Origin of the sequence: uncultured Ralstonia sp., from assembly GCA_913056305.1 — a bacterium.
In the GTDB taxonomy this organism is placed as follows: Bacteria; Pseudomonadota; Gammaproteobacteria; order Burkholderiales; family Burkholderiaceae; genus Ralstonia.
Genome location: CAJXMR010000005.1, coordinates 1 through 20,873, shown reverse-complemented (window position 1 = coordinate 20,873; position 20,873 = coordinate 1). Strand labels below are relative to the sequence as shown.

Annotated in this window: 18 protein-coding genes; 12 read left to right on the top strand and 6 right to left on the bottom strand. The window is 65.9% G+C overall.

Annotated features, from left to right (window positions below; translation table 11 throughout):
* Window positions 1–96: 96 nt before the first annotated feature.
* Window positions 97–849: an SDR family oxidoreductase gene (locus QZ609_RS01780; protein WP_295490221.1), complete on the bottom strand. Its 753-nt coding sequence runs from the start codon at window positions 847–849 to the stop codon at window positions 97–99.
* A gap of 96 nt (window positions 850–945) precedes the next feature.
* On the opposite strand from QZ609_RS01780, the gene QZ609_RS01775 reads away from it, so the two are divergent.
* Window positions 946–1,875 carry an AraC family transcriptional regulator gene (locus QZ609_RS01775; RefSeq protein WP_295490217.1) on the top strand — a complete coding sequence of 310 codons (930 nt, stop codon included), beginning with the start codon at window positions 946–948 and terminating at the stop codon, window positions 1,873–1,875.
* A gap of 171 nt (window positions 1,876–2,046) precedes the next feature.
* The gene (locus QZ609_RS01770; protein WP_295490214.1) at window positions 2,047–3,465 is read left to right on the top strand and encodes a PLP-dependent aminotransferase family protein; all 1,419 of its coding nucleotides are present in this window, start codon (window positions 2,047–2,049) and stop codon (window positions 3,463–3,465) included.
* A 113-nt stretch (window positions 3,466–3,578) separates the two neighbouring features.
* On the opposite strand, the gene QZ609_RS01765 is transcribed toward QZ609_RS01770, so the two are convergent.
* Genes QZ609_RS01765 through QZ609_RS01755 form a run of 3 tightly spaced genes read right to left on the bottom strand, consistent with a single transcriptional unit; the run spans window position 3,579 to window position 6,578 of the window.
* Window positions 3,579–4,469 carry a PhzF family phenazine biosynthesis protein gene (locus tag QZ609_RS01765; protein WP_295490211.1) on the bottom strand — a complete coding sequence of 297 codons (891 nt, stop codon included), beginning with the start codon at window positions 4,467–4,469 and terminating at the stop codon, window positions 3,579–3,581.
* Complete coding sequence (locus QZ609_RS01760) at window positions 4,457–5,494, bottom strand: threonine aldolase family protein (RefSeq protein ID WP_295490208.1); 1,038 nt, start codon at window positions 5,492–5,494, stop codon at window positions 4,457–4,459. Before QZ609_RS01760 ends, QZ609_RS01765 begins: the two co-directional genes overlap by 13 nt.
* A 10-nt stretch (window positions 5,495–5,504) precedes the next feature.
* Window positions 5,505–6,578, bottom strand: a complete 1,074-nt coding sequence (locus QZ609_RS01755) for a carbon-nitrogen hydrolase family protein (protein ID WP_295490205.1) — start codon at window positions 6,576–6,578, stop codon at window positions 5,505–5,507.
* A 540-nt stretch (window positions 6,579–7,118) separates the two neighbouring features.
* On the opposite strand from QZ609_RS01755, the gene QZ609_RS01750 reads away from it, so the two are divergent.
* The 3 genes from QZ609_RS01750 to QZ609_RS01740 all read left to right on the top strand — a co-directional run bounded on the left by QZ609_RS01750 (window position 7,119) and on the right by QZ609_RS01740 (window position 9,951).
* Window positions 7,119–8,729 (top strand): MFS transporter, encoded by a 1,611-nt coding sequence (locus QZ609_RS01750; protein WP_295490203.1) that lies wholly within the window; start codon window positions 7,119–7,121, stop codon window positions 8,727–8,729.
* Between the two features lie 123 nt (window positions 8,730–8,852).
* Window positions 8,853–9,347, top strand: a complete 495-nt coding sequence (locus QZ609_RS01745) for a MarR family transcriptional regulator (RefSeq protein ID WP_295490200.1) — start codon at window positions 8,853–8,855, stop codon at window positions 9,345–9,347.
* Window positions 9,348–9,381: 34 nt separating this feature from the next.
* A complete protein-coding gene (locus QZ609_RS01740) occupies window positions 9,382–9,951 on the top strand; it encodes a DNA-3-methyladenine glycosylase I (RefSeq protein ID WP_295490197.1) in 570 nt (189 codons plus the stop codon).
* An 18-nt stretch (window positions 9,952–9,969) separates the two neighbouring features.
* Here the strand turns inward: QZ609_RS01740 and QZ609_RS01735 are convergent, their stop codons facing one another.
* Together QZ609_RS01735 and QZ609_RS01730 are read right to left on the bottom strand one after the other, a co-directional pair.
* Window positions 9,970–11,193 carry an MFS transporter gene (locus QZ609_RS01735; protein ID WP_295490193.1) on the bottom strand — a complete coding sequence of 408 codons (1,224 nt, stop codon included), beginning with the start codon at window positions 11,191–11,193 and terminating at the stop codon, window positions 9,970–9,972.
* Window positions 11,194–11,283: 90 nt separating this feature from the next.
* Window positions 11,284–12,168, bottom strand: coding sequence for a DUF2520 domain-containing protein (locus QZ609_RS01730; protein ID WP_295490192.1), 885 nt, complete (start codon window positions 12,166–12,168; stop codon window positions 11,284–11,286).
* A gap of 350 nt (window positions 12,169–12,518) precedes the next feature.
* On the opposite strand from QZ609_RS01730, the gene QZ609_RS01725 reads away from it, so the two are divergent.
* From QZ609_RS01725 to QZ609_RS01695, 7 genes are all read left to right on the top strand, one after another.
* Window positions 12,519–14,093: an efflux transporter outer membrane subunit gene (locus QZ609_RS01725; protein WP_295490189.1), complete on the top strand. Its 1,575-nt coding sequence runs from the start codon at window positions 12,519–12,521 to the stop codon at window positions 14,091–14,093.
* Between the two features lie 17 nt (window positions 14,094–14,110).
* The gene (locus QZ609_RS01720) at window positions 14,111–15,232 is read left to right on the top strand and encodes an efflux RND transporter periplasmic adaptor subunit (protein WP_295490187.1); all 1,122 of its coding nucleotides are present in this window, start codon (window positions 14,111–14,113) and stop codon (window positions 15,230–15,232) included.
* The gene (locus QZ609_RS01715; protein WP_295490185.1) at window positions 15,229–18,342 is read left to right on the top strand and encodes an efflux RND transporter permease subunit; all 3,114 of its coding nucleotides are present in this window, start codon (window positions 15,229–15,231) and stop codon (window positions 18,340–18,342) included. Before QZ609_RS01720 ends, QZ609_RS01715 begins: the two co-directional genes overlap by 4 nt.
* A gap of 43 nt (window positions 18,343–18,385) precedes the next feature.
* Complete coding sequence (locus tag QZ609_RS01710; protein WP_295490183.1) at window positions 18,386–19,162, top strand: crotonase/enoyl-CoA hydratase family protein; 777 nt, start codon at window positions 18,386–18,388, stop codon at window positions 19,160–19,162.
* 420 nt (window positions 19,163–19,582) lie between these two features.
* Window positions 19,583–20,266: a CsgG/HfaB family protein gene (locus QZ609_RS01705; RefSeq protein WP_295490180.1), complete on the top strand. Its 684-nt coding sequence runs from the start codon at window positions 19,583–19,585 to the stop codon at window positions 20,264–20,266.
* A 39-nt stretch (window positions 20,267–20,305) separates the two neighbouring features.
* Window positions 20,306–20,671: a DUF4810 domain-containing protein gene (locus QZ609_RS01700; protein ID WP_295490177.1), complete on the top strand. Its 366-nt coding sequence runs from the start codon at window positions 20,306–20,308 to the stop codon at window positions 20,669–20,671.
* The coding region (locus QZ609_RS01695; protein ID WP_295490174.1) for a GNA1162 family protein at window positions 20,671–20,873 on the top strand (203 nt) is incomplete at its 3' end. The genes QZ609_RS01700 and QZ609_RS01695, both read left to right, overlap by 1 nt.

The following is a 20,873-nucleotide window of genomic DNA, read 5'->3' as shown; positions in this document are numbered from 1 at the left end:
CCGCTCTTTGGGTTGGTTGGCAGACATTGCCGGCTTGCCGCGATGGGCCAAAGGGCGGTCCATGCGGAAGCTGGCGCTTGAGCATTCGCGGCGCCCTCACGCCCCCGCAAGCTCGACCGCGTCGGCACCCGCCGGTATCCGCATTGGCGCTGCGGGATCGGTGACCGCGCGCCACACGGCCTCGGCGACATCCTGTGCGTGCGTAACCGGTGTGGTGCTGTCCTGCACGGCGGCGAACACACGTTGCGTGAAGTCTGCATAGGCGTCGGGCGCGCTGTCACCAATCAGCCGACGGGCGTTGTCGCCGAAGCTCGTTCCCGGCGCCCGCCCCGGCAACACGAGTCGCACGCGGACATCGAAGGGGGCCAACTCCAACGCGAGCGATTCCGTGAACGCATTCACCGCCGCCTTGCTGCCCGTATAGACCGACAAGAGCGGCAACGGCTTCAGCGTTACGCTTGACGTCACATTCACGACAACGCCCGCGCGACGCTGCCGGAACTGAGGCAGTACGGCCTGCGTCATCGCGATCGTGCCGAGCGCGTTGGTCTCAAAAACCTCGCGAGCACTGGCCAGCGCGACGCCTTCCAGTGGCTTCAGCAGGCCGACACCGGCGTTGTTGACCAAGGCGTCGATCGGCCCAACTGCCTCGACGCAGCGGCGGATGCTCTCGGCGGCGGTGACGTCGAGCGGTAGCACGCGAAGCCGGTCCGAGCGCGGCATCAGGTCTTCGCGTGGCGTGCGCATCGTCGCGACGACGCGCCAACCCTTGTCGAGGAAGAGTCGCGCCGTTTCGAGGCCGAAACCGGAAGAGCAGCCTGTGATCAGGATGGTGGGAGTGGGGGACATTGGGAACTCCTTGGGGTTGATGGTGCTTCTACGATAGAGGCGAGAGTCCGGACCATCTATAATCTAAAGTCCGTTTATTTGTTGAGATCGTCCAAGATGACCGACCCACTGGCGGAAGTCGTGTCGTTGTTGCGGCCCGGCGCGCCATTCTCGAAGCTCGTCGTCGCATCGGCGCCCTGGGCGGTGCGCCGCACCGAGACGGGCCGCCCGTTCTACTTCGTCGTACTCGAAGGTCGCTGCCATCTGACGGTAGACGGCCCGACGCACAGCGAGACGATCACGCTGAGCGAAGGCGACTTTGCGCTGATTCCCGCCGCGCGTAGCTTTGCGACGTCCAGCCTTGATCGGCAGCCACCGCGCGAAGGGGAAACGGTCACCACGCCGATTGCGCCGATGCTTGGCGGTGCGCGCGTAGGCGATCCGGACGGCGCGGTGGACGTGCGCATGCTGGTGGGCAATTGCGTGTTCGGGTCACCGGATTCGGCCCTGCTGGTGTCACTGCTGCCACAGTATGTGCACGTGCGTGGCGAGCATCGCTTGTCGACACTGGTGCAGATGGTGGGCGACGAATCCCGCGCCGATCGGCCCGCGCGCGACATCGTGATGGCCCGTCTGCTTGAGGTGCTGCTGATCGAGGCACTCCGGTTGACAGCGAGCACGGCCGAGGCGCCGGGTCTGGTGCGCGGGTTGGCCAATCCTAGACTTGCGGTGGCGCTCCGCTGCATGCATGAGCGCCCTGCGGCCCAGTGGAGCGTCGCGCAATTGGCAGGCGAGGCAGCGATGTCGCGTTCTGCCTTCTTCGAGCGCTTCAGCCGCGCCGTCGGGGTCGCACCGATGGAATACTTGCTGGCATGGCGCATGGCACTCGCGAAGCAGTTGCTGCGGCAACGTGAACGCGCGATGGCGGAGATTGCTGAGCACGTCGGCTACAGCTCGGTCAGCGCCTTCGGCGTGGCGTTCACGCGGCACGTCGGCATGCCGCCCGGGCGCTATTCAAAGAGTGACGTCGATGAGGCGCGGGGCTAACAGCTGTCCAAAGCGATGGATCCAGTCGTGCGTATTCTTGCGCTCCGCCTCATTTTTGCTGTGTCATACGTTGCAATGTCGCTGACAGGTGCATCTATGCAGCGTTGGCCAAGTCGGGATACGAACATGGGACGCTCGGGCGCGTCGTGAATCCACCCAACGATCGAAATCATGGGAACTCCATCACTTGCCTTGCACGTCGCGCTGGCTGCACGTCTAGCGGACGAAATCGAGCAGGGGCTCTGGGTCGCTGGGCAGCGGTTGCCGTCGGTGCGCGAATTGAGCCGTAGCCATGGTGTCAGCATCACGACGGTGCTGGCCGCGTATCGAACACTGGAAGACCGGCGGCTGATCGAAAGCCGTTCGAAGAAAGGTTTTTTCGTGAGTTCGGGGCCGCGCCGACGCAGGTGTTCCGACAATTCCGCCGTAGCATTGGAGCAGGCTGATGGACCGACTACGCACGACGCGCTTAACGGGATGGACAACCTGCCAGGAGTGGTGTCATTCGGTACGGCGCTATGCGGTGAAGCACTCTTTCCTGCGGGCGCACTCGCCCGCTGTATTGCCGCGACCGTGCGGCGTCATAGCGCGCTTCTTTCCACAGTGTCGTTTTCACCGGGGGCACAGCGACTGCGCAACAGCCTTGCGTCACACGCGGCAAACTGGAACTGCCAGCTAGAGGCTGACGACCTCCTGGTTACGAACGGCTGCGTAGAAGCCTTCAGTCTGTGTCTCCAGACCGTGGGGAAGCCGGGCGATGCGGTCATCGTCGAATCGCCTGCCTACTACGGCTACCTCTCCACAATTTCACAACTCGGCATGTATCCGGTGCCCGTACGGTTCCATGGGCGCGAGACCGAAGCCCTGACGGAGGTGGCGCAGATAGCGCGTGAGCACCGCGTCGCAGCCTGTCTTGCTGCGACGGCGGTGAGCAATCCAACCGGCGTGAGCATGACAGACGAGACTCGCCAGGCACTTGTGGCGCTGCTCGAATCCCTGGCGATTCCGTTGATCGAGGACGCGACTTTCAGCGATCTGCATTTCAACGCCGTGCAGCGCGCGGCAAAGTCATACGATCGTACTGGCAATGTGCTCCTTTGCAGCTCTCTGTCCAAAACGCTTGCGCCAGGATTGCGTGTCGGCTGGGTCGCCGGCGGGCAGCGTCACCGGGAAATCGTTTCCTTGAAGCGCGCAATGAGCGTTGGCCAGCCTCTGATCATTCAAGAGGCGATAGGCGAATTTCTGGAGGGCGGAAGTTACCAGCATCATTTGCGGCGGCTGCGAAAGCAGTGCTGCATCCAAGTTCGGGAGACGGTCGAATACATCCGTGAGCATGCGCCGCGAGGCACGTTCGTGCGCGAGCCGGACGGTGGCTATTTGTTGTGGATTCGCCTGCCGAGCGGCTTGTCGGCGATGCCACTTGCTCGGCGCGCTTATCGGGAGGGCATCACCGTTGCGCCCGGCCCGCTGTTCGCTCCGGGAGGGGCCTTCGACGACCATATACGACTCAATTGCGGCAATCCGCTCGACGAGCGTCGGCGCTCCGCGTTGGGGCGTCTGATCAATTTGATGCGCGAAATGGTTGGCTGATGTCTGTGGCGTGGGGCTGGTATCGCGATGCAAAGATTCAGCGACCGATCGTGGGTACATCGCCTGCCATTCTTGTGAAGCCGAGAAGTTGCGCCAGATTCCATCTCTCGCCACTAAAGGCAAAGATTGCCTTCGGAGACAATCACGGCAAATCCGCCAATCTCGATCCGTCTCAAGCCATCTGGTCCACGCCAATAGATGCTTGCGTCGCGGCCAACATGACGGCCTTGGGTTGCTATGGCATTCGCCGACCCTTCGCGCCATCCATTCCGTGACGCGATCAGAGCGGCCGCACATGCATTTCCACCTCCGCACGCAGCGTCTTCGGCAACCCCGATGGCTGGCGCAAACGAGCGCAGTTCATAGTGTGCGTCTGCGCGATCGGTGCGCGCAACGACGGTGATGCCCGAGACATCGTGAACGCGGCTTAGGCCGTCGATGGAACGCAGGTCAGGCGTCAGACGATCGATAGCGTCCGGGCGGTCGAACAGCGCAACAAGCCAGCGCGCACCAGCGTCCACGAACGAGACGGCGCAACCAGCGGCATCGGCTCCAAGTGCCGCTGTCACGGCGCGAGTATCGTCCACACCAAACGGTATGACGCGCGGCGCGGGTGTTTCGAACGCGATGCGCCCGGAGGACGCATCACACGTGCGCATCGGTACCAGGCCCATCGGGCATTCTTGCAGCAGCCCCCCGTCATGAGGCACTGCGATGCCCTTCGAAATCAGGACACGCGCGGCGCCGATGGATGGGTGCCCTGCGAACGGGAGCTCCCGCATGGGGGACCAGATGCGCACTCGGTAATCGGCACGCACATCGGCCACGTGTGGCATCACGAAGACGGTTTCCGGCATTCCGATCCACTCGGCGACCGCTTGCATCGTACCGGCGTCCGGTTCAGTCTGCGGGATCACTACGGCTACGGGATTGCCCCGCAATGCACGCCGAGTGAATACATCAACGAGAAAGAGTTTGGCGCCAGCGCTCTCTATGAAGTCCATTCCTCTGCGACAGAGATAAGCGTGGCTGCTGCCAGTTCACACGATTCGCGCATCACATCCAGATGTGTCGTCGCGCGAATCCTGCCGTCGTCGAGCACCCGCACCCGTACCCCGCGTGCAAGTACATGGTCCGCGAATGCTCGCACATCGATCCGCAGGTTCTGCACGCGAAAGAGCAGTATGTTTGACTGCGGCGGATCCGTATCGAGAGCAAAGTAGGGACTATTCGCAAGCAGGCCGGCAATCAGCTTCGCGTTCGCATGATCGTCTGCAAGTCGCTCAACATGATGTTCAAGCGCATAGAGCGCGGCTGCAGCAAGAACACCCGACTGACGCATAGCGCCACCAAGCCGGTACTTCCACGTCCACGCATCCTGGATAAAATCTTCGCTTCCGCACAGTACGGCGCCAACGGGACAACCCAGGCCCTTGCTGAAATCGATCCACGCACTATGCCAGCCTGCCGTGTATTCGGCGGGAGCGATTCCAGTGGCCGCCGATGCGTTGAGCAAGCGCGCACCGTCGATGTGAGTGAAAAGGCTCGCGTCGTGTGCGACATCGCGAACCGCTCTGAGCGTACAGATTGGCCAAACAGCGCCACCGCTGAAGTTGGTCGTTTGCTCGACCGATACCATTGCAGATCTTGGTGCCGTTCGGGACGGCACTCGGATTGCTGAGCGACACTGCTCTGCGGAAAACACCCCATTGCGCGTCGTGAGGGGGGCGATAGCCACACCTGCAATTGCCGACGCGCCAGCACCTTCGGTCGCGCAGATGTGTGCGCCGGCGTCGGCGATAAGTTCGTCGCCAGGGCGCGTATGCACGAGCGTGGCGACAAGATTGCACATCGTTCCCGAAGGCATGAAGAGTGCGGCCTCATATCCTAGTAACGACGCGACGTGCGCGCACAGTGCTCGCGTGGTCGGATCTTCGTCCGCCTGCTCGTCGCCCACCACGGCAGAAGCCATTGCCTCGCGCATGCCTGTGGTGGGCTTTGTCTTTGTGTCGCTGTAGAGGTCAATCATCGCGTGGTCATCAAAGACTGCTGTGTACGGGCTCATTGCTTTGGCCGTAAGTATCGCCATCGGGCGTGTAGGGTGCGTAAAGCACGTCGTTGGCGTGCAACGTTGAGGCATCGTCTGCGAATCCTGCGGGGGTGAGTGCACGACGATTGACCTGCAGATTGAAGACGTCGAAGCGGTTGTAGTAGCCCACTACATCCTGGAACTGCTTGGGCACCACACAACGGGCGAGGTCAATATCAGCGTACACGATGCCCTCGTCGTCGCGCAGCGTGTCGCTGATGACTCGGCCATCAGGACCGAAAATCATCGAGACGCTCTTCGGTGACTCCTCCAGCAGTTGCCGCGCACGTGGGTTGTCGCGGGCGACAAGGTCGATAGCCTGCGACGGCAAAAATCCGGAAGCGACAATGTTGAATACCTTGCCCTCGAATGCATGCGCCCCTGCACGCAAGCGAATGGCGCCTTCGAGGTCATAGCCAGACTCTCCGGGCGGGTGAGTTGGCCAGCGCGGAGAAAAGGACGAGATGTGGACGCTTTCGCCTTGGGCCAGCAGCGCGAATCTGGCAAGCGAGTTCGTGTTTTCGCCGCAGACGAGTGCGCCGACGCGGCCGACGGACGTGTCGACCACGCGCAATCCACTGCCATCGCCATTGGCCCAAGTCAGCTTTTCCCAATACGTCGGCACCAGTTTGCGGTGCCGATTGAGCAAACGGCCGTCCTCGCCAATGAGCAAATTGGTGTCCCAAATGCACGCTGGACTGATTGGCGTCCCCTCATTGATGCCAATCGACACGACGACACCGTGGCGGCGAGCAGCCTCCTGCAGCTGCCGTACCTCTGGCCCGGGAACTTCGATTGCACTCGAGGCCAGCCGATGGAAGAAATTATGTACGTCGACGGGGGCATAGACGCCCGACCAGACGGGGAAGCATGACACGAAGGCCTCGGGGAACGCGACGAGTGCAGCACCATGGCTGGCAGCCTCCGCGATCAAGGCGCAAGCCTTGTCGATCGTGCGCGGCGTGTCGAAGTAATACGGGGCGACGTGACAGGCCGCCGCCCGAAATGCAGGGTAGGTTTTCATCGGTGCGCCATTCGGTTGCAACTAGACCCATTGTCTGGGGAAGCGCAGAGCGAAGTCGATGCACAGAGATACCCAAAAATCGTGGAACAGCTCGGACGACCAGCAATGACATGACCAGCATCTCGGTCAGGCCGGTGGGGAGGAGGTCATGTTTCGGCGCCACCCGACGGAAGCATGAGCAGTTGAGGGGCGTTGCTGCGCTAGGCCAAGCGACTACAAAAGGAGTGCTGGCCGCCATGATTGAAGCATCGGGGGATTGGGCTTTGTGCTGTCAGAAGTGCGGTATGGACTACCTTGGGTTCTCTAACGGTACAGCTGAACAAAGGATCCTAACTAAAGGGGGAGGGCAATTAGCTCTCATTGCCGGGTATTGTGCTGAGCAACGTGTCATATGGCCGCCCACCCGCTGGCGCTCCGACAGACTTTATTTTCATCCGACCGACTTTATTTTTAGCGATCACTCGCCAGCAGAACGTCAGTGATTCCGGTAGACTAATGATTGACGCATCAATCGTTGATGTATCATTTGTCTCCCCCGCCATGGCCGTCCACACCGCGCTACCGCATTCCCATACCCAGGTCTTGCCGTTCAAGGAATCGCTGCTGGCGATGCTCGGCATCTGCTTTGTCGTCGTGCTGGTGGCGCTGGACCAGACCGTGGTCGGCACCGCGCTGCCAACAGTGGTGGCTGAGCTCAAGGGCTTCGAGCTCTATGCGTGGGTGGCGACGTCCTATCTGCTGACGTCCGTCGTGACCGTGCCGATCTTTGGACGGCTGGGCGATTTCTACGGGCGCAAGCCGTTCGTGATCGCCTCCATCGTGGTCTTTACGCTCGCCTCCGTGATGTGTGGCATGGCGGGCAGCATGACCTTCCTGGTGTGGTCGCGCGCGCTGCAGGGCATCGGCGGCGGCATGCTGGTCGGCACGGCCTATGCCTGTATTCCCGATCTGTTTCCCGACGCGCGCGTACGTTTGCGCTGGCAGGTGATGCTCAGTGCCTCGTTCGGCATCGCCAATGCCATCGGCCCGACGCTGGGCGGGTGGATGACGCAGGCGTTTGGCTGGCGCTCGGTGTTCTACGTGAACGTGCCGTTTGGCGTGCTGGGGCTGTGGTTTGCCTGGCGCTTCCTGCCGCATCTGCGCCAGAACGCGCACGTTGGCCGCATCCGCCTGGACTGGCAGGGCGCGGTGCTGATCACCGTGGCGCTGGGCGCGCTGCAGCTCTTCGTTGAATGGCTGCCGCGCCATGGCTTGTCGCTGCCGATGCTGGGCTGGCTGGTGCTGTCGGTGGTGGCCTTTGTGGGCCTGTGGTGGTGGGAACAACGTGCCGAGCAGCCGCTGCTGCCATTCGACATGCTGCGCAACCCGTCGCTGGCAGCGCTGTTCATGCTGGCGATGCTGTCGGGGTTCTCGATGTTCGCGGTGCTGTTCTATGCGCCGCTGCTGTTCCAGGGCGGCTTCGGTATGTCGCCGCAGGAGGCGGGGCTGGTCATCACGCCGCTGGTGGTGTGCATCACGCTGGGCAGCATCATCAACGGGCGCATCGTCACGCGCATTCCCAAGCCCAATGTCATGCTGTACGCGGGCTTCGTGCTGCTGACGCTGGCGCTGGCCGGCATGTCGGTCTCGTCGCGCACGACGTCGCATGGGATGCTCACCTTCCTGATGCTGCTGGCGGGCCTGGGCCTTGGCTTCGTGCTGCCCAACCTGACGGTGTTTGCCCAGCAGAGCGCCGGCCGCGCGCATTTGGGTATCGCCACGGCGCTGCTGCAATCGCTGCGCATGGTGGGCGGCATGGTGGGCACCGCGCTGGTCGGCACGCTGGTCAGCGAGCGCTTTGCCTCCGGCGTGGGCGATGCCCTGCGCGCCGATAATGCGACGCAGTGGCTGCACCGCCTGTCCGATCCGGAAATTCTCATTGACCATGAAGCGCAGACCGCCTTGCTCGCGCAGATGCACGCGGCCGGCCACGACGGCGCCGCGCTGCTCGAGGTGGCGCGCCATGTGCTGGTGGGCGCGATCCACATTGGCCTGATCGCGGCGACGGTGGTGGCGGCCATCGGCCTGTGGCGCGTGCGCCGGGTGCCGCCGGTGGTGCTGCATCACGTGGAGCCCGTCCAACACACGGACTCAGCAACGCGCTCAAGGTGATCCCAGCGGTCCAGCGGCGCTAGGCCGGCGAAATGACTTCACATCATCTTGACAGCGTTTCTAAGACGTTCGTGACCCGAACCGGTTACGATGCGCGCATTCCCGCAATTTCACGCCTGATCGATGACCTCTGAACGCGAACGCTTCGCCGTCATGCACCAGTTCGGCCGCACCTACCGTGCGTTCATGGCCGCCTTCGAGGTGCACGTCGGCCAGCCCATGCCACGCTGGCGCATCCTGCTGGCGCTGCACGACCAGTCCGGCGGCGGCCTCGCCCAGAAGCAGCTGGCCGAGCGCCTGCAGATGGACCCCGGCGCGCTCACCCGCCAGCTCAAGGTGCTCGACCAGCTCGGCTGGATTGAACGCACCACCGACGCGCGCGACAACCGCCTGACCAACGTCTCCCTGTCCGATGCCGGCCTGGCGATCGTGCTCGAATGCATGCCGCGCCGTGTCGCTTTCCTCAATGCCACGCTCGACGGGTTGCCCGACGATCTCGTGCACGCGCTGTCCGAGGCGTTGGCCCAGATCGAGGCGCGCATCGCTGAGGTGCCGCTGTTGCCGGGTGCGGCCGGCGCTCCGGCTGCAGGCCAGACCGATCAAGCCGAAGCGCGCTGACTGCGTTCAGCCGCGCAGATTCAGGAGACTTCGCATGTCCCGCTGCTGCTGGGTCAACGACGACCCGCTGATGATCGCGTACCACGACACCGAATGGGGCACGCCCTCGCACGACGATCGCCATCTCTACGAGATGCTCGTGCTCGAAGGCGCGCAGGCCGGGCTGTCCTGGCAGACCATCCTGCGCAAGCGGGCGCGCTACCAGGGGGTGTTCGACGGGTTTGACCCGGCGCGGGTGGCGCGTTTCACGCCCGCGCGCATCGAGAAGCTGCTCGCCGACCCCGGCATCGTGCGCAACCGCGCCAAGGTGGAGGCGGCCGTCATCAACGCGCGCAAGGTGCTGGAGGTGCAGGACGAAGTGGGCTCGCTCGATGCGTTCCTGTGGGGCTTCGTCGGCGGCAAGCCGGTGGTCAATCGCTGGGAGAGCTACCGTGACGCGCCCGCCGCCACCGATACCTCCAAGGCGATGAGTAAGGCGCTCATTGCACGCGGCTTCAAGTTCGTCGGCCCGACCATCTGCTACGCCTTCATGCAGGCGACCGGGATGGTGGACGACCACGAAGCCGGCTGCTTCCGGGCCGGCAAATCGAAGAAGGCGAAATAACGGGCGCCTGATGGGTGCCTATTGGTCGGCGTGCAACGTGCGATTGCGGCCGGCCAGCATGCCCGCTGTAATGGACGCCAGCGCGATCGCGCTGAACAGCCAGCCCATCACCGCCCAGCTGCCGGTCAGGTCGTGCAGCACGCCCATCAGATAGGGCCCGGCTGCGGCCACCGTGTAGCCAATGCCCTGCGTCATCGCCGACAGGCTGCCCGCCACGCGCGCGTCTGCCGAGCGCAGCACGATCAGCGACAGCGCCACGCTGAAGTTGCCGCCCTGGCCCAGGCCCAGCAGCACGGCCCACCACCACAGCGTGGAGAGCGGCGCATACAGGCAGCCGAGCAGGCCAGCCCAGCACATCAGCATCATCAGCAGCACGGCGGGCCGCTGGTCGCGCCCGAGCCGCGCCACGAAGGGTCCACCCAACGCGGTGATGAGCTGCACCATGATCGACACGGCCACCACCATGCCCGACTGCACGGCAGACAGGCCGCGGTCCTGCAGGATCACCGGCACCCAGCCGAACACGCAGTACGCCAGCGACGACTGCAGCCCCATGTACAGCGTCACCTGCCACGCGATCGGCTTGTTCCATAGCGAGACACGCTCGATGCGCGCGGCTGAGCCCTTGCCGTGCGCATGCCGCATGTGCGGCCACCAGGCGACAAAGGCGAGCAGCACCGGAATGGCCCAGAACGCCAGCGCCGGTTGCCAGCCTCCGAGCCATACGGACAGCGGCGCACTCGCGCCCGCGGCAACCGCCGCGCCCAGGCACAGCGCCATGGTGTAGACGCCGGTCATCAGGTCCGCCTGGCGGCCGAAATCGCGCTTGAGGATGCCCGGCAGCAGGATGCCCGTCACGCCGATGCATGCGCCTGCCGCCAGCGTGCCGGCAAACAGCGGCACCACGCCGCCCGCGCTGCGCAAGGCGATGCCCGCGGCCAGCGCAATCAGCAACCCGCCCACGGCGCGTTCGGCGCCAAAACGGCGGGCCAGCACGGCAGCCGCCGGCGCGAACACGCCCAGGCAGACCACCGGCAGCGTTGTCAGCAGGCCAGCCGTCGCGCCCGACAGCCCGGTCCCCGCCGCCACCTGCTTGAGCACCGGTGACAGGCTCGACAGCGCTGGCCGCAGGTTCACCCCCACCAGCACGAGCCCCACCACCAACAGGGCCAGTGCGCTTGTCGAGCGGACACTGGCAGTGTCATGGAGGGGAGAGGCGGTGGGCTGCGGTTGGCGGGACATGGCGGCAATGGAGGCAAATCAGCCGCCGATGGTAACGCGCGCGCCGTAATGGTGCATGCGGCCACGCCAATCGCCACGCTGCCGGAATTGCTATTGCGTTCCGGGCAGGCGTGCCGCGAGGTCCTCAAGGACCGCTGCCGGAGGATTGCCGCGCTCGGCGGCCAGGGCCAGGGCGCGACGCGTGAGCGCGGCGTACAGCGCGGCATGGTCGGCGCCGAGCGCATCCAGCGCCTGCACGTGGCGATCGATCACGCCGCCATCGCCACGCGAAACCGGCCCAGACAGCGCCCCAGTCAGACCACGCGCACGCGCGGCGGCCAGGGTGCCGTCCACCAGCGGCCACATGGCGGCGATGGCGTCATCGCGGTCGATACCGGCGGCTTGCCATAGCGTGGCCGCCTCGTGCAGCGCGCACAGCAGGAAGCTGGCGGCGTAGTTGGCGCCCGCGTGGTACAGCGCGCGCTGGCCGGCGCGCACGCGCAGCGGTTTGCAGTCGAGCCGGCGGGCCAGATCGGCCAGCGCGGCGTCGTGCGGCGCATCGGCATCGATGGCGATGGAGGCGCCGCCCAGGCGCTCGGCATCGTCCGGCAGGCCCGCAAAGAGGAAGAGCGGATGGAAGCTGGCCGTGGCGGCGCCGGCCTGCCGCGCGAGCTCCAGCACGTCGCGTTCGCTTGCGCCGCTGCAATGGATGACGAGCTGGCCCGGCCGCCACCGCACGCTCGCCGCCACCGCAGCGATCGCATCGTCCGGCACGGTGATGAAGACCCAGTCCGCGCGGTCGGCCACGCCTTGCGCGTCGAGCGGCTGTGCCGCCAGCACCTGAGCCAGCGCGGCCGCATGCGTCTGCGTCCGGCTCGCGACCGCTACGCTGCGTACGCCCGCGCGGTGCGCGCGCTCCGCCAGCGCGCGCGCCAGCCGCCCCGCGCCAATCCATCCGACCGATACCGGCGATTCCACCGCAGACGCAGCCACCATATCCACCACCTGAAAAGGAACGCCCGGATCATATGTCGCGGGGAGCGCTCACTATGCAATTAACCGACAGCGCGTTAGGCCGCCCCCCAAGGCTGCTGGCAGCAGAAACGGGGGATGCTAAGCGACGTGGACAGGCTTAGCCACCCCGCCGGGCGAGGCGTAGCGGACCGGCTGACGATCGACTGATGCACCGAACCACCTTATCGTGTCGTAACACGCAGCCCCCTACGATTGATGCATCATCTGGGCCGATGAAAACGGACCCCCTCGTGCCGGGAAATGCGTCCCGGCCCTACCCGACTGGGCATAATTCCGCCAGCGCCGCGAGGCGCAGTCCAAAGGATGAGCCCATGGAATCAGGTCGACCCGCCGGCACACGGTTGTACGGCGGCCTTGCCCGATGCGCCGCGCCCGTGTTGCTGGCGCTGGCCGGCTGCGCGGTCGGGCCGGATTACCGCACGCCCCAGCTGGGCGGCACCGAGGCGCCCACCGGCTGGCACGCGACGCTGCCGCATCACGGCGATCGCATGCGGCTCGCGCGCTGGTGGGAGCAGTTCCGCGATCCCGCCCTCACGCAACTGATTGAACAGGCCGATGCCACCAGCCCCACGCTGGCGCAGGCGGTCGGCCGCGTGCGCGAGGCGCGTGCGTCGGTGTCGAGCAGCCAGGCCGCGCTGTTTCCGCAATTGAAAGGCAGCGGCTCAGCCAGCCGGCAAGGCGGTTTTGGTGGCAGTCAGTTCACGGGCGGGCTGGGCGGAGCGGGGGTGTCTTCTACCAGCCTGAGCCCGACGCTGGGGCTCGGCACCTTCACCACGCTGGCCGCGACCGCCGATGCGTCGTGGGAACTCGATCTCTTTGGCGGCAAGCGACGCAGCCTGGAAGGCGCCGACGCGCGCTTCGATGCCAGCCTCGCCGATTGGCACGATGCCCGCGTCACGCTGTCGGCGGAGGTGGCCAACACCTATCTGCAGCAGCGCCAGTGCGAGGCGCTGGTCGCCATCGACGAGACCACGTTGCACTCGCGCCAGGAGACCCTGCAGCTGACCGAGCGCAAGTTCAGCGCTGGGTTTGTCGCCCCGGCCGACCTGGCGCAGGCACAGGCGACCGTGGCCGATGCGACCAACGTGCTGGAGGGCCAGCGCGCCCAGTGCGCGCAGGGTCTCGACCGGCTGGTGACGCTTACCGGTCTCGACCATGCAGCGATGGCGGCATGGCTGGCGCCGGGCAGCGGCCGCATTCCCGCACCGCCCGATGCCGGCGCGCCCGAGGTGCCGGCCCAGGTGCTGTCGCAGCGGCCCGATGTATCGTCGGCGGAGTGTGCGGTGGCGGGGGCCAGTGCGGACATTGGGGTGGCGGTGGCGAGCCGCTTGCCGTCGCTCACGCTGGCGGGCTCGATCGGCATCAATGCATTCCGCATCAGCGGGCAATCGTTGACGACCAAGTCGTGGTCGTTCGGGCCGTCGGTGTCGTTGCCGGTCTTCGACGGCGGTGCCGGTGCCGCGCGGGTGGAAACCGCGCGTGCCCGCTACGACCAGGCGCTGGCGGGCTACCGTGCCAAGGTGCGCCAGGCCGTGCAGGAAGTCGAGGATGCACTGGTGCGCCTGGATGCGGCGGACCGCCGGCTCGATGCGGCGACCGTCGCCGACGCGCAATACGCCAAGGTGCTGGAGGCCGCCAGCGCGCGCTATCGCCTTGGCGCTGGCAGCCTGCTGCAACTCGAAGATGTGCGGCGCACCACGCTGTCCGCATCGCAATCGCTGGCGGCGGTGCAGCTCGAACGCGCGCAGGCGTGGGTCGCGCTGTACAAGGCCGTGGGCGGCGGCTGGCGTGATGACGCTGGCGTCGCCATCCCGTCGACCACGACTTCCCCCAATGCTTCGGCGCCGGCTGCGAGCCGCAGCGCGACCTCCGGAAACGCTTCATGACTGCAAAACGAGTTTGGATGGCCGCAGTGGCTTCGGTCTTGGCGGGTTTGCTTGCCGCATGCGGACAGCGCGGGCCGGACGCCAAGGCCGCAGCGGCCAAGCCAGCGCTGACCGTCAACGTGGTCCACGTGAGCCAGCGTGACTGGCCGCGTACGGCCATGGCCAGCGGTGCCGTGCAGGCATGGCAGGAGGCGAGCATCGGCGCCGAGGTGAGCGGCCTCAAGCTGGCGGACGTGCTGGTCAACGTGGGCGACGTGGTCAAACAGGGCCAACTGCTCGCGCGCCTGTCGGACGAGACCGTGCGCACGGACCTGGCCGCGCAGCGCGCCGCGCTGGCCGAAGCCGAGGCCGCCGCCGCGCAAGCTGCCGGCGAGGCGCACCGTGCGCACGAGCTCGACAAGAGCGGCGCCATCAGCCAGCAGGACCTGACTCAGTACGACACGCAGGCCAAGACGGCGGCCGCCAAGCTGGCCTCGGCCCGCGCGCAGTTCGACAGCCAGCAGATCCGCTTGCGCTACACGCGCGTGGTGGCGCCGGACGATGGCGTGATCAGCGCGCGCTCGGCGACGGTGGGGGCGGTGGTGTCGGCCGGCACCGAGTTGTTCAAGCTGATCCGCAAGAACCGCCTGGAGTGGCGTGCGGAAGTGCACGGCGATCTGCTGCCGCGCATCCAGCCCGGCCAGACGGTGCGTCTGCACAAGATGGACGGCGGCGTCGTGACGGGCCGCGTGCGCCAGATCGCGCCCACGGTGGACCCCAACACGCGCAACGGCCTGGTCTACGTCGACTTGCCGCCCGATGCTGGCGCGCCCGGTGGCGTGAAGGCCGGCATGTACCTCTCCGGCGAGGTGCTGTTGGGCAACGCGCCCGCCACGACCCTGCCAGAGACTGCTGTCTTCTCGCGCGACGGCTACGACTACGCCATGGTGATCGGCCAGCAGAACCACGTGCGCCAGACCAAGGTGACGATCGGCCGCCGCCAGGATGGGCAGGTGGAGGTCACGCAGGGCATCGGCGCGGCCGACGCCGTGGTCGCCGTCGGTGCCGCGTTCCTGACCGATGGCGATATGGTGCGCGTGGCCGCCGCTGGCGAAGCCGTGAGTGGACCAATTTCGGCGCCGGCAGGGGCCGCGCGATGAACTTCTCCGCCTGGGCCATCCGCAAGCCCATCCCGTCGATCCTGCTGTTCATCCTGATCACGGTGGCGGGGCTGGTGTCGTTCCGGATGCTCTCCATCCAGAACTTTCCCGACATCGACTTCCCGGCGGTGTCCGTCACCGCCAGCCTGCCAGGCGCAACGCCCACGACGCTTGAGACCGAGGTCACGCGCAAGATCGAAGACAGCATCGCCAGCATCGGCGCGATCAAGCACATCACTTCCACCATCAACGACGGCGTGTCGGTCACGATGGTCGAGTTCCAGCTTGAGAAGGACGTGCAGGAGGCGGTGAACGACGTGCGCGATGCCGTCAGCCGTGTGCGTGCGCAGCTGCCATCGGACGTGCAGGAGCCGGTCATCTCGCGCGTGACCTTCGCCAGCCTGCCGGTGCTGACCTATGCGGTGGAAGCGCCGGGCATGGACGCGGAAGACCTGTCCTGGTACGTCGACAATACCGTCAGCAAACGGCTGCTGTCGGTGAAAGGCGTGGCCAAGGTCACGCGCCAGGGCGGCGTCGACCGCGAGGTGCGCGTGCAGCTTGACCCGGTGCGGCTGCAGGCGCTGGGCGCCACGGCGGCCGATGTTTCGGTGCAGGTGCGCGGCATGCAGCAGGAGGCGCCGGGCGGGCGCGGCAACATCGGCGGGCAGGAACAGGCGGTGCGCACGCTCGGCACCGTCACGAGCGCGCGCGACCTGGCGCAGATGAACATCCCGCTGTCGGATGGTCGGCGCATCCGCCTGTCGGATGTGGCCGACGTGCGCGACACCGCCGCCGAGCCGCGCCAGATGGCGCTGCTCGATGGCAAGCCGGTGGTGAGCTTCCAGGTGTTCCGCTCGCGCGGCGCCAGCGAGATCTCGGTGGCCGAAGAGGTGCGTGCGGCCATCGCCAAGCTGCAGGCCGAGCGCCCCAACGTGCACATGACCGAGGTCTACAACATGGTCAAGCCGGTGGTGGATGCCTACGCCGCGTCCATGCACGCGCTGTACGAGGGTGCCATCCTGGCTGTGCTGGTGGTGTGGCTGTTCCTGCGCGACTGGCGGGCGACGTTCGTCTCGGCCGTGGCGCTGCCGCTGTCGATCATCCCGACCTTCGCGGCCATGGACCTGCTGGGCTTCACGCTCAATGGCATCACGTTGCTGGCGCTGACGTTGGTGGTCGGCATCCTGGTCGACGATGCCATTGTCGAGGTGGAGAACATCGTGCGCCACCTGCGTAACGGCAAACCGCCATTCGAGGCGGCGATGGAGGCCGCGCAGGAGATCGGGCTGGCGGTGATCGCCACCTCGCTCACGCTGGTGGCGGTGTTCCTGCCGACGGCCTTCATGAGCGGCATCTCGGGCAAGTTCTTCAAGCAGTTCGGGTGGACGGCGTCGCTGGCGGTGCTGGCCTCGCTGCTGGTCGCACGGCTGCTCACGCCGATGATGGCCGCCTACCTGCTCAAGCCGCTGGCCGAGCCCAACCGCGATAGCTGGATCATGGTGCGCTACCTGAAGGCGGCGCGCTGGTGCCTGGCGCATCCGTGGAAGACCAGCAGCATGGCGGCGGCGTTCTTTGTTGCGTCGGTCGCCATCATCGGCCTGATTCCAGCCACCTTCCTGCCACCGGAAGATTGGGCGCAATTGCAGATGACGGTGGAAGCCCCGCCCGGCAGCACCATCGCGCAGACGCGTGAGGCCAGTGAACGTGTGCGCCAGGTCGTCATGCAGCACAAGGAGGTGCACCGCGTATACACCGCCATCGGCTCTGGCGTGATGGCCGGCGTGCCCGGCTCCAGCGCCGGCGAGGTGCGTACCGCCACGCTGACGATCTCGCTCACCCCCCGGCGCAGTCGTCACGCCAGCCAACAGCAGATCCAGCGTGAGTTGCGCGAACAGCTGGAGAGCGTGCCGGGCGTGCGCATCTCGTTTGGGGCGGTCGGCTCGGGCGAGCAGTTGCAGGTGGTGCTGGCCGGCGACGATCCGTCCACGCTGAAGAACGCGGCGCGCGACGTGATCCGTGACCTGCGCACGGTGCCAGGCCTGGGGGCCGTCACGTCGTCGGCGAGCCTGCTGCGGCCGGAGATCATCATTCGCCCGGACTTTGCCCGCGCGGCGCAGCAGGGTGTGACGGCCGCGGCCATCGGCCAGGCCGTGCGCGTAGCCACCGCCGGCGATTACGACGTCAACCTGCCCAAGATGAACCTGCCGGAGCGGCAGGTGTACATCCGCGTCGAGCTGGACCCGAAGGCGCGCAACCAGATCGAGACCATCCGCCAGCTGCGCGTGCCCGGCCGCGATGGGGCTGTGCCGCTGGCGAACATCGCCGACATCTCGCTGGCCAGTGGCCCCGCGCAGATCGACCGCTATGACCGCAGCCGCAACATCACCATCAGCGTGGGGCTGGAGGGCAGGGCGCTGGGCGAGACCAACCAAGCGGTGGAGGCGCTGCCCTCCATCAAGAACCTGCCGCCGGGCGTGCACCGCATCGCCGCGGGGGATGTGGAAGGCATGCAGGAGCTGTTCGGCAGCTTCCTGCTCGCCATGTTCGCGGGGGTGCTGTGCGTGTATGCGGTGCTGGTGCTGCTGTTCCACGACTTCACGCAGCCGGTGACGATCCTGGCGGCGTTGCCGCTGTCGGTGGGCGGGGCGTTCGGGCTGCTGGCGCTGTTCGGCTTCAGCCTGTCGCTGCCGGCGCTGATCGGTTTGCTGATGCTGATGGGCATCGTGACCAAGAACTCGATCCTGCTGGTGGAGTACGCCATCGTGGCGCGGCGCGACCTCGGCATGTCGCGCACCGAGGCCATCCTCGATGCGTGCCACAAGCGTGCCCGCCCGATCGTGATGACCACGGTGGCGATGACCGCCGGCATGGTGCCGATGGCGCTGGGCCTGGAGGGCGACGCGGGCTTTCGTGCGCCGATGGCGGTGGCGGTGATCGGCGGGTTGCTGACGTCCACATTCCTGAGTCTGCTGGTGGTGCCGGTGGTGTTCGAGAAGGTGGATGACATCAAGGAATGGGCGTGGCGCAAATATCGTGGTGCGCGTCATCACGCGCCCAAGGCGGAGCCCGCTTCGAAACCCGCTTCGAAACCCTCCTCGCCGCAGGTGTAGCATCGGGCGGCCAGCCAGAACGACCCGCAACAGGAGACCGCCGATGCCCGCCGCCGTGTTGTTCCAGACCGATGGCCCGGTCTGCACGATCCAGCTCAACCGGCCCGACTGCCGCAACGCGGTGGACGGGCCAACCGCCGCCGCGCTGCTTGCGGCGTTCGAGCGCTTTGAGGCGGATGACGCGCTGCGGGTGGCGGTGCTCGGCGGCACGGGCGGACACTTCTGTGCCGGGGCGGACCTGACCGCTGTTGGCGATCCCGCCAGACGCAATCACCTCGACCCTGACGGCGCGGCCCCCGGGCCGATGGGGCCGTCGCGCATGGCATTGTCCAAACCGTTGATCGCGGCGGTCAGCGGTTATGCCGCGGCGGGTGGGCTGGAACTGGCGCTGCTGGCAGACCTGCGCGTGGTCGAGCACGATGCCGTGTTTGGCGTGTTCTGCCGGCGTTGGGGGGTACCGCTCATCGATGGCGGTACGGTGCGCTTGCCGCGCATCGTTGGGATGGGGCGCGCGCTCGACATGATCCTGACCGGCCGTGCGGTACAAGCTGATGAGGCACTCGCCATGGGCCTCGCCAGCCGCGTGGTCGAGACGGGGCAAGCGCTGGTCGTCGCACAGCAGCTCGCCCGCGAGATCGCCGCGTTTCCGCAGCAATGCATGCTGGCCGATCGTGCCTCAGCCTACGGGCAGTGGGATCTACCGCTGGCACAAGCGCTGCAGCAGGAGGGCGCGCGTGGCACACCGATGGTGTTTGCCGAAGGCGTGGCCGGTGCGGCCCGGTTTGCAGCAGGTGCTGGGCGGCACGGGCAGTCGAGTTAAGTTGATTGCTTTCAATTTTTAAAAGTCAACCCGCAATTCGGGGGAAAAGCTTTCGCTCGGTTTTAAGTTTTCTGAATAACGTCCGATTAACGGTAAAATCCACCGTTCGGCGCCAGCGGGTTGGGTGTCGTCAAAAATATAAGCAGGTACTCAGGGGTAGTTGTTGGGAGTGGTGTGCCACGTCGCGGGCTTGCGCTGCAGCGTCGGGCGCGCCTTGTCGCCAGCGCGTTGCTGCGGGCTTGCGCTGCCAGACATCCGCCGGTCTTCATGCACGGCGCGTCATCCCGTTCTCTTCCTTGTTTGTCTGATGCGCGTGACACGCTGCGCCGATGCTTTTTGCGCAATTTGCGCAAATGCGTCGCGCGTAGATGTAAGTATTTTGGAATACTGACTTAAGAAATTTTCAAGGGGAGAAATCGAGTGAAGGCAATCTCGACAGTGGTGTTTGCCGGCGCGGCTGCGCTGGCATTGGGCATGCTCGGCGGCTGCGCGACCGAAACGTCGCAGGCGCTGCCGGTGCAGCAGGTGGCAACGGCCGGCCAGGCATACACCGGTGTGCGCACGCCGATCGCCGTGGGCAAGTTCGACAACCGTTCGGCCTACATGCGCGGCGTGTTCTCGGACGGCGTGGACCGCCTGGGCGGTCAGGCCAAGACCATCCTGATCACGCACCTGCAGCAGACCAACCGCTTCAACGTGCTTGATCGCGACAACATGGCCGAGATCAAGCAGGAAGCGACCATCAAGAACACCGCGCAGAAGCTCAAGGGCGCCGATTACGTCGTGACTGGCGACGTGACCGAGTTCGGCCGCAAGGAAACCGGCGACCAGCAGCTGTTCGGCATCCTGGGTCGCGGCAAGGAGCAAGTGGCCTACGCCAAGGTCGCCCTGAACGTGGTCAACATCTCGACCTCGGAAGTCGTGTACTCGGTGGGCGGCGCGGGTGAATACAAGCTGTCGAACCGTGAAGTGATCGGCTTTGGCGGCACTGCCAGCTATGACTCGACGCTCAACGGCAAGGTGCTGGACCTGGCCATGCGCGAAGCCGTGAACAAGCTGACCAGCGCGATCGACAGCGGCGCCTGGAAGCCGGGCGCGCAGTAACACAACAAAACGAAAAATCAGACAGGGGTAACAACACTCATGAGCAAGCTGTTTGCGATGTGGCGTGTGGCGGCCGGCGTGGCCGTCGGGAGTGCAACGCTGGCCGGTTGTGCCGGCCCGAAGCCGCTGTACCAGTGGGAAGGCTACCAACCGCAGGTGTACGGCTACTTCAAGGGCGAAGCGAAGGAAGCGCAAGTCGCAGAACTCGAGCGCGGCCTGGAGAAGATCAAGTCCAATAACGGCGCGGTGCCACCGGGCTATCACGCCCAGCTGGGTCTGCTGTATTCGGGTCTGGGCAAGGACGACCAGATGGTGCAGGAATTCCAGAGCGAGAAGGCACTGTTTCCGGAGTCGACCTCGTACATCGACTTCCTGATGAAGAACGTGAAGAAGGGGACCAACTGATGGCCAAGCGCTTTTTGAAACTGGCGGCCGTGGCCGGCGTGGTGGCCCTGATGGCGGGTTGCGCGGCACCGACCAAGAACGTTGACTATGCAGCCTTCAAGGCCAGCAAGCCGCGCTCGATCGTGGTGTTGCCGCCGCTGAATGAATCGCCGGACGTGGGCGCCACCTACGGCATGCTGTCGCAAGTGACGGTGCCGCTGGC

Bases quoted from the DNA above. Each gene is read 5' to 3' on its own strand.
- QZ609_RS01755 (WP_295490205.1), bottom strand. From the start codon at position 6,578: ATGAAAACCTACCCTGCATTTCGGGCGGCGGCCTGTCACGTCGCCCCG.
- QZ609_RS01725 (WP_295490189.1), top strand. From the start codon at position 12,519: ATGGAATCAGGTCGACCCGCCGGCACACGGTTGTACGGCGGCCTTGCC.
- QZ609_RS01715 (WP_295490185.1), top strand. From the start codon at position 15,229: ATGAACTTCTCCGCCTGGGCCATCCGCAAGCCCATCCCGTCGATCCTG.
- QZ609_RS01740 (WP_295490197.1), top strand. From the start codon at position 9,382: ATGTCCCGCTGCTGCTGGGTCAACGACGACCCGCTGATGATCGCGTAC.
- QZ609_RS01765 (WP_295490211.1), bottom strand. From the start codon at position 4,469: ATGGACTTCATAGAGAGCGCTGGCGCCAAACTCTTTCTCGTTGATGTA.
- QZ609_RS01735 (WP_295490193.1), bottom strand. From the start codon at position 11,193: ATGTCCCGCCAACCGCAGCCCACCGCCTCTCCCCTCCATGACACTGCC.
- QZ609_RS01760 (WP_295490208.1), bottom strand. From the start codon at position 5,494: ATGATTGACCTCTACAGCGACACAAAGACAAAGCCCACCACAGGCATG.
- QZ609_RS01780 (WP_295490221.1), bottom strand. From the start codon at position 849: ATGTCCCCCACTCCCACCATCCTGATCACAGGCTGCTCTTCCGGTTTC.
- QZ609_RS01750 (WP_295490203.1), top strand. From the start codon at position 7,119: ATGGCCGTCCACACCGCGCTACCGCATTCCCATACCCAGGTCTTGCCG.
- QZ609_RS01745 (WP_295490200.1), top strand. From the start codon at position 8,853: ATGACCTCTGAACGCGAACGCTTCGCCGTCATGCACCAGTTCGGCCGC.
- QZ609_RS01775 (WP_295490217.1), top strand. From the start codon at position 946: ATGACCGACCCACTGGCGGAAGTCGTGTCGTTGTTGCGGCCCGGCGCG.
- QZ609_RS01730 (WP_295490192.1), bottom strand. From the start codon at position 12,168: ATGGTGGCTGCGTCTGCGGTGGAATCGCCGGTATCGGTCGGATGGATT.
- QZ609_RS01720 (WP_295490187.1), top strand. From the start codon at position 14,111: ATGGCCGCAGTGGCTTCGGTCTTGGCGGGTTTGCTTGCCGCATGCGGA.
- QZ609_RS01770 (WP_295490214.1), top strand. From the start codon at position 2,047: ATGGGAACTCCATCACTTGCCTTGCACGTCGCGCTGGCTGCACGTCTA.
- QZ609_RS01700 (WP_295490177.1), top strand. From the start codon at position 20,306: ATGAGCAAGCTGTTTGCGATGTGGCGTGTGGCGGCCGGCGTGGCCGTC.
- QZ609_RS01710 (WP_295490183.1), top strand. From the start codon at position 18,386: ATGCCCGCCGCCGTGTTGTTCCAGACCGATGGCCCGGTCTGCACGATC.